We start from the raw sequence: 12,073 nt of genomic DNA on the forward strand, positions 1-12,073 counted from the left end.
TCCCCATCTCTGCGCGGCCAACAAGGGAGAGAAACATGCACGTGACAACTGCTGACAAGCGCGCGACCTTCAGGAAGCTGCACGAGAGCGGCTGCTTCATCCTGCCCAATCCGGTCGACGTCGGCAGCGCGAAAGCGTTGCAGCATCTCGGTTTCAAGGCACTCGCGTCGTCGAGTGCGGGCTTTGCCTGGACCATCGGCAAGGCCGACAACCACGTCTCCGTCGAGGACGTCTGTCAGCATCTGGCGGCATTGAGCTCGTCCGTCGATATCCCGGTGAACGCGGATTTCGAGGGCGGCTTTGCGGTCGAGCCGGACAAGGTCGCGGACAATGTCGAGCGCTGTGTGCGCACCGGCGTTGCCGGCCTGTCGATCGAGGATTCCACCGGCGACAAGGACAAGCCGATCTACGAGCGCGCGCTCGCAGTCGAGCGCATCAAGGCGTCGCGCAAGGCGATCGGCGATAGCGGCGTGCTCCTGGTCGGCCGCTGCGAGGCCTATCTGTGGGGCGTGACCGACCTCAAGCTCGTCATCGACCGGCTCACCGCTTACGCCGATGCCGGCGCCGATTGCCTTTACGCGCCGGGCCTCAAGAGCCGCGAGGACATCGCCGCGGTGGTGAAGGCTGTCGCACCCAAACCGTTCAACCTGTTGATCGGCGGCTCCGGGCTGTCATTGCAGGAAGCTGCCGATCTTGGCGTGCGCCGGATCAGCGTCGGCGGTTCACTCGCTCGCGCCGCCTGGGGCGGCTTCATGCGGGCCGCGAAGGAAATGGCGGAGAAGGGGACCTTTACCGAGCTCGGCAGCGGCTATCCCGGCGGCGAGCTCAACAAGATGTTCGGCTAAAGACAAACGAAAGCGGCGGGATCTGAATCCCGCCGCTGTCGCATATTGTTGCAATTCGTTACTTCGCGCCGTCAGCCGGTGCCGGCGTATCCGGGGCCGGCTTGCTCGGTGCGGCGCCCGTGGTCACGCCCGGCCCGGTGTTGGTGCGCGGCGTCACGTCGCGCATGCCGGGAGGTGCGGCCGGATTGGTGGCCGGTGCCTGCTGAGCGGTCTGCGTCGCCGGCGTGGTGCTGGCCTGGTTGCTGGTGCCGGTGTTGTTCAGGCCGTAGAATACGGCACCCAGCACCAAGGCGATTGCCACTGCGAACAGGGCTACTTTGCCGCTGGAGGCGGGGCCTTCGCCAAGCTCCGGGTCGACCTGAAGCTGGGCATCCCGTCGCGCCGCATTGCGATACTCATCATCGGCGAGATTCGGGCGGTACGGATCGTTGATAAAACGGTCGTCAGCCATCGATTGGTTCTCCTCGATTATTGCGGCGGGACAACCCGTGGATGCGAGATTCTGTTCCGCCCCTCTTAATGCTTTCGTCGCATGTTGCGCCCGCGGCGGGAATCGGGAACCTGTTCGCTGGGGAACCTGAAGCGTAAGCTCCGCTGACGGAAGGGAACAAAGATGTGGAGCTTGCCGCCGAGCGATAGCGTGCTGCATCTGTTGTCGCTGGTTGCGGTCGCGGCGCAAGGCATGACCGCTGCGCTCGCAGCCGGCCGCCGCAGCATGGATTGGCTCGGCGTCTGCTTTCTCGGCTGCATCACGGCGCTCGGCGGCGGCACTTTGCGCGATCTCTTCCTGGGGCATTATCCGCTGGCCTGGGTGCAGAACCCCATCTACCTCGCACTGGCCGGAGGCGCTGCCTTCCTCACCATCCTGATGGCGCGGCTGGTGCACCGGCTGAAACTGGCCTTCATCGTGCTCGATGCCATCGGCCTCGTCGTCTTCACCATGACCGGCTGCGACATCGCCTGGCAGATGGACGCCACGCTGCCGATCGTCATCGTCTCCGGCATGGTGACCGGTTGCGCCGGCGGCGTGTTGCGCGACGTGCTCTGCAACGACGTGCCGCTGCTGTTCCGCTCCGAACTCTATGCCAGCGTCTCGGTGGTGACGGGATTGTTCTATGCCACCGCGTTCGGTCTCAAGCTGAACGCCGAGCTCTGGACCATTTTGACGTTCGTCCTCGGCATCAGCTTCCGCCTGCTGGCGGTGCGCTACAAATGGGAGATGCCGAAATTCGTGTTCACGGAGGAGGAGGAGCGGGAGCCTTGAGCTACGGCTCCTGCTTCCGCGCCCTCGCCACCTGCGCCGGCGTCACCAGCGGCGCGGCATTGCCCCAGGAATTGCGGATGTAGTTCGTCACTGCTGCGACCTCTTCGTCGGAGAGCCGGTTGGAATAGGCCGGCATCTCCCCGGTGTTAGGCGCGCGCGGGGTCGTCACGGTGTGGGCGCCGTCGAGGATGATGCGCAAGGTCGAGGACGGATTGACCGATTGCAGCAGCGCGTTGGCGGGCAGCGGCGGATAGATGCGCGGTGCGCCTGTGCCGTCGGCCTCATGGCAGGCGATGCAGAGCTTGGCGTAGACGGCCTGGCCGGCCTTCATCTCGGCATCGTCAGGCGGCGTCACAATCGTCTCACGCCGCGCTGGCGGCAGGTTCTTCAAGTAAACCGCGATTGCGCGCACGTCGGCATCGCTCATCTTCGAGGTCGAGTTGACGACCACCTCCGCCATCAGCCCGCTGGCATGGCTCCTGGCGTTGCGCCCGCTCTGAAGATATTCGGTGACGTCCTCGACGCTCCACGATTTCAGCCCCGTGCGGGCGGCGCCATCGAGCCGTGGCGCGTACCAGCCGCCGACCTCGTTGCCCGCGAGGGCCTGCGCCTGCTTGTCCGCGCCAAAATAGTTCTTCGGTGTATGGCAGGCGCCGCAATGACCGAGCCCGGTGACGAGATAGCCGCCCCGATTCCACGCCGCGCTCTGGCTCTGGTCCGGCTCGAACAGCCCGGGCTTGAAATACACAATGTTCCAGATCCGCATCAGGCCGCGATAGCTAAACGGCCAGCGCAGTTCCGGCGGCTTGTTGCGGCTCGTGACGGCCGCGAGCGTTCCGAGATAGGCGCGGATCGCCAGCGTGTCGTCCTTCGTCATTCGCGTGAAATAGGGGTAGGGGAACGCCGGGTAATAGTTGGAGCCATCTGGCGCGACACCGGTGCGCACGGCGCGGGTGAAGTCGGCATCGGTCCAGGCGCCGATGCCGGTGTCGCGGTCCGGCGTCAGGTTCGGCGCGTAGATCGCGCCGAACGGCGTGTCGATGCGCTTTCCGCCCGCGAACGGTTGGGCGGGATCGGCGGTGTGGCAGCCGGCACAGTCGCCGGCTTCCACCAGCGCCTTGCCAGTGGCGATCAGCTCCGGTGACGGCTCGGCAGCGACGGCCGCGTTCGCAACCGCACTGCACAACGCCAGAACCACGAGAGCCAGGCCAGCCAGAATCGTCCGCATCGAAAGCCTCTCCTGCGACCCATCGACGCCGTCCCGGATGACCAGGCGTCAATTCGTTGCGCGACGGCGGGGGTATGGTGACACAAAATGAAAATCGCGGATGCCAATGCAGCCACGAAATTGCGATTTTTACCCGGCGCTGCCTTTGGTCCAGAATTGTGATGCGGAGCGTGAAATATCCGACATAGAGTGGCGGAAATGGTCGGCGCGCCCTAGCTAAAAACAACGGGCAGGCAACGGCTTAAGCAGCCAAGCGCTCAAAAGGGCGGAAGAGGACATAATGGGCATCAACCAGGGTCCGATCAGTCTCGATCAGAAATACACCCAGGACACCGGACATATTTTCACGACGGGCATTCAGGCCCTGGTCCGGCTGCCGATGGCCCAGATCCGGCGCGACCGTGCCGCGGGATTGAACACCGCGGGCTTCATCTCCGGCTATCGCGGCTCGCCCCTCGGCGGCTATGACCAGCAGCTGTTCGCCGCGCGAAAACATCTCGAGCAGTACAATATCAAGTTCCAGCCCGGCGTGAACGAGGACCTGGCCGCGACCGCGGTCTGGGGCTCGCAGCAGCTCAACCTCTCGCCCGGCGCCAAGTATGACGGCGTGGTCGGCATCTGGTACGGCAAGGGGCCCGGCGTCGATCGCTGCGGCGACGTCTTCCGCCACGGCAATGCCGCGGGCTCCGCCAAAAACGGCGGCGTCTTGTGTCTCGCTGGCGACGACCACGGCGCAAAATCCTCGACGGTCCCGCATCAGTCCGACCACGCCTTCATGTCGGCGCTGATGCCCTATCTCTACCCCTCGAGCGTCCACGAGATGATCGAGATGGGTCTTCTCGGTATCGCGATGTCGCGCTACTCGGGCTGCTGGGTCGGCATGAAGGTGATCACGGAGACCGTGGAGACTACTGCCGAGATCGATCTCACCGACGAGATGACGCCGTTCGTGATCCCGACCGATTTCGAGATGCCCGAAGGCGGCCTCAATCTGCGCTGGCCCGACGACCGCTTCGCCCAGGACCGCCGCCTGCAGGACTACAAGGGCTTTGCCGCGATCGCCTTTGCGCGCGCCAACAAGGTCAATCGCATCACCATGGACTCGCCGAACGCGCGCTACGGCATCATGGCGTCCGGCAAGAGTTACGAGGATATCCGGCAGGCGCTGCGCGAGCTCGGTATCACACCCGAGGTCGCCGCCAAGATCGGACTTCGATTGTACAAGATCGGTATGCCGTGGCCTCTGGAGCCGGAAGGCGTCCGGCAATTCGCCGTGGGCCTCGAGGAAATCTTCATCATCGAAGAGCGCCGCGAGATCGTCGAAAATCAAGTGAAGCAGGAGCTGTTCAACTGGCGGGACGACGTCCGTCCCCGCATCATCGGCAAGATGGACGACCACGACAAGCGCTTCCTCCCCTTTGCCGAAGAACTCAGCGTCGCCTCGCTGGCCAGCTCGCTCACCGAGCGGCTGCTTCGACTTGATCTCAATCCCGAAATTGCAACGATGCTGCGCGCGAAGGCCGATTGGTTCAACGGCCGCCAGGCGTCGCAAATGCAGGCGACCGCGCCTGTCGCCCGCACCCCCTATTTCTGCTCGGGCTGCCCGCACAACACATCGACCAAGGTGCCCGAAGGCAGTCGCGCCTTTGCCGGCATCGGTTGCCACTTCATGGCGCTGTGGATGGACCGCTCCACCGAGACCTTCACACACATGGGCGGCGAGGGTGTGCCGTGGGTCGGCGTTGCTCCCTTCACCAAGGAAGAGCACGTGTTCGCCAATCTCGGCGACGGCACGTATTTCCACTCCGGCAGCCTCGCGATCCGCCAGGCGATCGCCTCAGGCGCCAACATCACCTACAAGATCCTCTATAACGACGCGACCGCGATGACCGGCGGCCAGCATGTCGACGGCGAATTGTCGCCGCAGCAGATCACCTTCCAGCTTCACAGCGAAGGCATCCGCGAGATCTATCTGGTCTCCGAAAATCCCGACGCCTATCCGGCGAACGAGATCGCGCCCGGCGTCAAGACAGCGCATCGTGACGAGCTCGACGCGGTCCAGAAAACGCTGCGCAAGGTCAAGGGTGCGTCCGCGATCGTCTTCGTGCAGACTTGCGCCGCCGAGAAGCGCCGCCGCCGCAAGCGTGGCACGATGGAAGATCCGGCGCGCCGTGTGCTCATCAATCCTTCGGTGTGTGAAGGCTGCGGCGATTGCTCGGTGCAATCGAACTGCATTTCGGTCGAGCCGCTGGAGACCGAGTTCGGCCGCAAGCGCGCCATCAACCAGTCGACCTGCAACAAGGATTATTCCTGCGTCAAAGGCTTTTGCCCGTCCTTCGTCACCGTCGACGGCGGCAAGATGCGCAAGCGTGCGCCGGCGGGCGTCGGCGATATCGGCGCGCTGCCTGAGCCGGCATCGCGCCCGAACCTGGACAGGCCCTACAATATCGCGGTCGGCGGCGTCGGCGGGACCGGCGTGCTGACCATCGGCGCGCTGCTGGGCATGGCCGCCCATATCGAGGGCAAGGCCTCGATGATCCTCGACATGTCGGGCCTGGCGCAAAAGGGTGGGGCGGTGCTGAGCCACGTCCGCCTGTCCGACCATCCAGCCGAAGTGACCTGCTCGCGCATCGTTACCGGCACGGCCGATGTGGTGCTCGCAGCCGATGAGGTGGTCGCGGTTGCCAAGGACACCATCTCGCTCTGCGACAGCAGCCGCACCCGCGGCATCATCAACAGCCACGTCATTCCCACGGCCGACTTCGTTCTCAACCGCGATTTCAACTTCCAGACCCGCAAGCTGAACGGGTTGCTGGAAACCGCGCTGCACAAGGATTCGGTGTTCTTCGACTTCACCAAGCCGGCCGAGCAGCTGCTCGGCGACAGCATCGCAACCAACATGATGATGATGGGCTACGCCTATCAGAAGGGCCTCTTGCCGTTGTCGGCGGAAGCGATCGAGCAGGCGATCGAGGTCAACGGCGTCTCGATCAAGATGAACAAGGAAGCCTTCCGCCTCGGCCGGCTCGCGGTCGCCGACCCCCAGCGCCTGGTAGACATGCTGAAGGGGACTGACGACGTCGTCGCACCGAAGACGCTGGAGGCGATGACGCTCGACGAACTCATCGGGCACCGCGCCAAGCATCTTACGGCCTATCAGAACGGCCGGCTGGCCAAGCGCTACCGGAAGCTGGTGGACCAGGTCAGCGACGCCGCCAGGCAGGGCGGCTATGACGAGGCGCTGACACGCACCGTTGCGGTCAACTACGCAAAACTGCTGGCCTACAAGGACGAATACGAAGTCGCACGCCTTTACACCGACGGCGCGTTCGAAAAACAGCTCCGCGACCAGTTCGAGGGCGACTTCAAGTTCAACTTCAACCTGGCCCCGCCTATTCTCAGCAGGGGCGTCGATGCGCTCGGCCGCCCGAAGAAGCGCGCGTTCGGCCCGTGGATGCTTCCGGTGTTTCGCGTGCTGGCGAAGTTCAAGGTCCTGCGCGGCACGCCGCTCGACATCTTCGGTCGCAGCGCCGACCGCAAGCTCGAACGCGATCTGATCGCCGGCTACGAGAAGGACGTCGCCACCGTGCTCGGCCTGCTGTCGCCGCTCACGATCGACACCGCGGTGGAGCTGCTGTCGTTGCCCGACCGCATCCGCGGCTATGGCCCGGTGAAGGAGAAGGCGGTCGCGGACGCCAAGGCCCGCTACGCCCAGCTCGCCGCCGACCTCGCGAACCCGCCGCCGGCTCCGCGGCAGATCGCGGCGGAGTAGAATTTGTGGGGTGGGGGGCGCTGATCCACCCACCAAATTCCTGTTTGAAATCAACCACAGGTCTACTGTGCATGGGGTTGTTTTCGCAGAAAAGGGTGTTCCGATAAAACGAAACCGCTTGTGCCGTCGGGCAAAACACCTTTAGGGTTCTGCCCGTCGCCCCCATCATTGCGAGCGCAGCGAAGCAATCCAGAAATGCGTCCGCGGAGAGATTCCTGGATTGCTTCGCTGCGCTCGCAATGACGTTTCCGGAAGCAGAGGCGTTCCGACCGCACCTCGGCGATTTGCGCGAACCCGCTGCCCTCTCGCCCGGCGGAATATTTCCGCGCTTGCCAACAGGGCGGCAGCGGTTCAGAAAAAAACGGAAGCGAGAAACGCCAGCGGAGACCTTATTTGACCATCAAGGGCAAGGCCTACATTGCCGGGATCTACGAACACCCGACCCGGCACGCGCCGGACAAATCCACCGCGCAGCTCCATGCCGAGGTCGCCAAGGGCGCGATCGAGGATGCCGGGCTCAGCAAGGACGATGTCGACGGCTATTTCTGCGCGGGCGATGCCCCGGGCGGCGCCTGGCCGATGGTCGATTATCTCGGCCTCAACACCAAGAAACTCCGCCATGTCGATTCAACCGAGACCGGCGGCTGCTCCTACATCATCCATCTCGGCCACGCCGCTGAAGCCATCGCCGCGGGCAAGTGCTCGATCGCGCTGATCACGCTGGCCGGCAAGCCGCGCACCGGGGCGATGCCGCCGCGCGCGGCCGGCGCCGAGGCCGATTTCGAGACGGCTTACGGCGCGACCACGCACAATGCCTACGGCATGTGTGCCATGCGCCACATGCACGACTATGGCACCACCAGCGAGCAGCTCGCCTGGATCAAGGTCGCGGCCTCGCACCACGCGCAATACAATCCGCATGCGATGCTCAAGGACGTCGTCACCGTCGAGGACGTCCTGAACTCGCCGATGATCTCCGATCCCTTGCATCGCATGGATTGCTGCGTCGTCTCCGACGGTGGCGGCGCGCTGATCGTGACGACACCCGAGATCGCAAAAAGCCTGAAGAAGCCGCTGGTCAAGCTGATCGGCCACGGCGAGGCCATGAAAGGCCCGCGCGGCGGCAAGGATCTCGACCTCACATACTCCGCCGGCATCTGGTCCGGCCCGCGTGCGTTCGAGGAAGCCGGCATCACGCCGAAGGACATCAAATACGCCTCGATCTACGACAGCTTCACCATCACCGTCTTGATGCAGCTCGAAGACCTCGGCTTCTGCAAGAAAGGCGACGGCGGCAAGTTCGTCGCTGACGGCAATCTGATCTCGGGCGTCGGCAAGCTGCCGTTCAACACCGATGGCGGTGGCCTCTGCAGCAACCATCCCGTCAACCGCGGCGGCATGACCAAGATCCTCGAGGCCGTGCGGCAGCTGCGCGGCGAGGCGCATCCGAAGGTGCAGGTTAAGAATTGCGATCTCGCCATCGCCCACGGCACCGGCGGGCTTTTGGGTGTTCGCCACGCCGCCTCGACTGCGATTCTGGAGCGCGTGTGATGAGCGAAGCCAAGAAATATCCGGCCCCGGTGACCAACCCCGAGACAGCCGCGTTCTGGGACGCGGCCAAGCAGGGCAAGTTCATGATCAAGCGCTGCACCGCCTGCGGCGAAGCGCATTACTTCCCGCGCGCGATCTGCCCGTTCTGCTACTCCGACAAGACGGTGTGGGAGGAGTCTTCGGGCGAAGGCACGATCTACACTTACAGCTTGATGCGGAAGTCGCCGACAGGCCCTTACGCGATCGGCTACGTCACGCTGAAGGAAGGGCCGTCGCTCCAGACCAATTTCGTCGATTGCGATTTGACGACGTTGAAGATCGGCCAGAAGGTGAAAGTGGTGTTCAAGCCGACCGATGGCGCACCGCTGCCGTTCTTCACGCCGGCTTAGGGCGGTCCTCATCCTGAGGAGCTTGCGAAGCAAGCGTCTCGAAGGATGGCCACAATAAAGAAAGCGTTTCGGGCATCCTCATGGTTCGAGACGGCGCAAGAGCGCCTCCTCACCATGAGGATGAACACCACGGGGAGGAAACAACAAAAATGTCAGCCAGATACGACGAACTCAAAGGCCTCAAAAACCTCGGCCAGAAATATTCCTACACCGACCGCGAAGCGATGCTCTATGCCTACGGTATCGGCCTCGGCGCCGATCCGATGGACGAGAACGAGCTTGCCTTTGTCAACGAGGGCACGTTGACGCCGCGGCCGCTCAAGGTGGTGCCGACCTTCGCGTCCGTTGCGGCGTGGGGCGCGGGTCCGGGCGAGATGAATCTCAACCGCGTGATGGTGGTCGACGGCGAGCGCGACATCACCTTCCACCAGCTGCTGCCGGTCGCCGCGCACATCACCGCCGATTCCTCCGTCGTTGAAGTCTACGACAAGGGCAAGGACAAGGGCGTCGTCATCAGCCACCAGACCGTGCTCAAGAACGAGAAGGGCGAGAAGCTGGCAACTCTGGTCGCCTCACGCTTCGCCCGCGGCGACGGCGGCTTTGGCGGGCCGAACCTGACCCAGCCGGATCCGCACAAGATCCCGTCCCGCGCCCCCGACACGACCATCGACATCGTCACGCGCCCCGACCAGGCGCTGGTCTATCGCCTCTGCGGCGACCGCAACCCGCTGCACTCCGACCCTGAGTTCGCGAAGAAGGCCGGGTTTCCGCGTCCGATCCTGCACGGCATGTGCACCTACGGCATCACCTGCCGTGGCGTGCTGCAGACCTATGCCGACTACGACGCCTCCGCCTTCCGCCAGCACGTCGCGCGGTTCTCCTCGCCGGTCTATCCCGGCGAGACCGTGACCATGGACCTCTGGAAGGACGGCAGCGTGATCTCGTTCGAAGCCAAGGTGAAGTCGCGCGGCGTCACCGTGATCAAGAACGGCAAGACGGTGCTGGGGTGATGATGCCGCTCGACGCGCTCTGAGTTATCTCGTCATGCCCGGGCTTGTCCCGGGCATCCACGTTCTTCGCGCGGTTGGCGATCAAGTTCGTGGATGGCCGGGACAAGCCCGGCCATGACGGAGCAAAAGAACAAAACAGGGAGACGCCACCATGGGACTACTCGATGGCAAGGTTGCGCTGATCACCGGCGCGGGCGGCGGGCTTGGTGAGGCCTACGCAAAGCTGTTCGCGCGGGAAGGGGCCTCCGTCGTCGTCAACGACCTCGGCGGCCCCCGCGACGGCTCCGGCGCCGACACATCGATGGCGCAGCTGGTGGTGGATGCGATCAAGGCCGAGGGCGGCAAGGCGGTCGCCAACGGCGCCGACATCTCCACCATGGAAGGCGGCCAGTCGGTGTTCGACGACGCCATCAAGCACTTCGGCCGTGCCGACATCCTCGTCAACAATGCCGGCATCCTGCGCGACCAGACCTTCGCCAAGGCTAGCGAGTCCGACTGGGACAAGGTCATCAAGGTGCATCTGAAGGGCACCTTTTGTTGCACCATGCCGGTGTTTCGCTGGATGCGGGAAAATGGCGGTGGCGTCATCGTCAACACCTCCTCGACCTCGGGCCTGATCGGCAACTTTGGCCAGAGCAATTACGGCGCGGCCAAGGGCGGCATCTGGGGCCTGTCCAACGTGCTGGCGATCGAGGGCCGCAAATACAACATCCGGATCTGGACGCTTGCGCCGGGCGCGCTGACCCGCATGACCGCAGACCTGCCCCGCTATAAGGAGAACCCAGGCGCGGCGCTGGGGCCGGACGGCATCGCGCCGGCCGTGCTATACATGGTCAGCGACTTGTCCGGCGACCAGACCGGCAAGGTGCTGGGCGTGTCCGGGCCCCGCGGCGTGCGCGAAATGCGGATGATGGAAATGGACGGCTGGAAGCCGCCGCACATGGGCTGGAAGGCCCAGGACATCGCCGATCATGCCAAGGAGATCTTCTTCTCCGAAGAGCAGATCAAGATGGGGGCGCGGCGGTTTTAGCCATCGACAGAGAGAAACAAGGACAACGATGAAACTTACCGCCGACGCCAAGGGCACCTTCGCAATCGCGCCGACGCCGTTCCACGATGACGGCCGGATCGACGAGCGCTCGATCGACCGCCTGACCGATTTCTACGAGGAGGTCGGCTGCGACGGCGTCACGGTGCTGGGCATTCTTGGCGAGGCGCCGAAGCTCGATGCCGCCGAGGCCGAGCAGGTGGCGGTACGCTTCGTCAAGCGCGCCAAGACAATGCAGGTGATCGTCGGCGTTTCCGCGCCGGGCTTTGCCACCATGCGCTCGCTGGCGAAGGCCTCCATGGAGGCCGGTGCGGCCGGTGTGATGATCGCACCGCCGCCGTCGTTGCGGACCGACGACCAGATCATCGGCTATTACAAGCAGGCGGCCGAGGCGATCGGCCCCGACGTGCCCTGGGTGCTCCAGGACTATCCACTGACCTTGTCGGTGGTGTTCACTCCCGCCGTGATCCGCAAGATCGTCACCGACAATCCCAATTGCGTGATGCTCAAGCACGAGGACTGGCCGGGGCTGGAAAAGATCTCGACGCTGCGCAATTTCCAGAAGGACGGCTCGCTGCGGCCGCTGTCGATCCTCTGCGGCAATGGCGGACTCTTTCTGGACTTCGAGATGGAGCGCGGCGCCGACGGCGCCATGACCGGCTATGCCTTCCCCGAACTCCTGATCGACGTCGTGCGGCTTTCGAAGGAAGGCAAGCGCGACGCCGCCCATGATCTGTTCGACGCGCATCTGCCGCTGATCCGCTACGAGCAGCAGCCCGGCGCTGGGCTTGCCGTGCGCAAATACGTGCTGCAGAAGCGCGGCATCATCGCCTCCAGCGCCCAGCGCAAGCCCGGCGCCACCATCACGCCGGCGGCGAAGGCCGAGGTCGAGTACCTGCTGTCGCGCGTCGCCCGCGTCGACAAGCGCGCCAATCTCGGCCCGCAATCCAGCGCGGCAGGTTAGTC

The 12,073-nt window shown here is 64.3% G+C and carries 10 protein-coding genes; 8 read left to right on the plus strand and 2 right to left on the minus strand.

Features of this window, described 5'->3' with window-relative positions:
• The first annotated feature begins 35 nt into the window (after positions 1 to 35).
• Positions 36 to 845: an oxaloacetate decarboxylase gene (locus IVB41_RS30510; protein ID WP_247437909.1), complete on the plus strand. Its 810-nt coding sequence runs from the start codon at positions 36 to 38 to the stop codon at positions 843 to 845.
• A gap of 58 nt (positions 846 to 903) precedes the next feature.
• On the opposite strand, the gene IVB41_RS30515 is transcribed toward IVB41_RS30510, so the two are convergent.
• A complete protein-coding gene (locus IVB41_RS30515) occupies positions 904 to 1,296 on the minus strand; it encodes a hypothetical protein (protein ID WP_027567464.1) in 393 nt (130 codons plus the stop codon).
• Positions 1,297 to 1,458: 162 nt separating this feature from the next.
• On the opposite strand from IVB41_RS30515, the gene IVB41_RS30520 reads away from it, so the two are divergent.
• Positions 1,459 to 2,109 (plus strand): trimeric intracellular cation channel family protein, encoded by a 651-nt coding sequence (locus IVB41_RS30520; protein ID WP_247286997.1) that lies wholly within the window; start codon positions 1,459 to 1,461, stop codon positions 2,107 to 2,109.
• 1 nt (position 2,110) lies between these two features.
• Here IVB41_RS30520 and IVB41_RS30525 read toward each other — a convergent pair whose 3' ends face one another.
• Entirely contained in the window at positions 2,111 to 3,337 is a 1,227-nt protein-coding gene (locus IVB41_RS30525) for a cytochrome c (protein WP_247437911.1), read from the minus strand.
• Positions 3,338 to 3,617: 280 nt separating this feature from the next.
• Here IVB41_RS30525 and IVB41_RS30530 point away from each other — a divergent pair, with 280 nt between their 5' ends.
• From IVB41_RS30530 to IVB41_RS30555, 6 genes are all read left to right on the plus strand, one after another.
• Entirely contained in the window at positions 3,618 to 7,109 is a 3,492-nt protein-coding gene (locus IVB41_RS30530) for an indolepyruvate ferredoxin oxidoreductase family protein (RefSeq protein WP_247437922.1), read from the plus strand.
• 393 nt (positions 7,110 to 7,502) lie between these two features.
• Positions 7,503 to 8,660, plus strand: coding sequence for a thiolase domain-containing protein (locus tag IVB41_RS30535; protein WP_247286994.1), 1,158 nt, complete (start codon positions 7,503 to 7,505; stop codon positions 8,658 to 8,660).
• Positions 8,660 to 9,049, plus strand: coding sequence for a Zn-ribbon domain-containing OB-fold protein (locus IVB41_RS30540; protein ID WP_007611535.1), 390 nt, complete (start codon positions 8,660 to 8,662; stop codon positions 9,047 to 9,049). The genes IVB41_RS30535 and IVB41_RS30540 overlap by 1 nt, the downstream gene beginning before the upstream one ends.
• A 149-nt stretch (positions 9,050 to 9,198) precedes the next feature.
• A complete protein-coding gene (locus IVB41_RS30545; protein WP_247286993.1) occupies positions 9,199 to 10,059 on the plus strand; it encodes a MaoC family dehydratase in 861 nt (286 codons plus the stop codon).
• A 151-nt stretch (positions 10,060 to 10,210) separates the two neighbouring features.
• Complete coding sequence (locus IVB41_RS30550) at positions 10,211 to 11,089, plus strand: SDR family oxidoreductase (RefSeq protein ID WP_247396728.1); 879 nt, start codon at positions 10,211 to 10,213, stop codon at positions 11,087 to 11,089.
• Positions 11,090 to 11,117: 28 nt separating this feature from the next.
• Positions 11,118 to 12,071, plus strand: a complete 954-nt coding sequence (locus IVB41_RS30555; RefSeq protein ID WP_247396731.1) for a dihydrodipicolinate synthase family protein — start codon at positions 11,118 to 11,120, stop codon at positions 12,069 to 12,071.
• Positions 12,072 to 12,073 lie beyond the last annotated feature (2 nt).

Source organism: Bradyrhizobium sp. 44 (assembly GCF_023073095.1).
Lineage (GTDB): Bacteria > Pseudomonadota > Alphaproteobacteria > Rhizobiales > Xanthobacteraceae > Bradyrhizobium.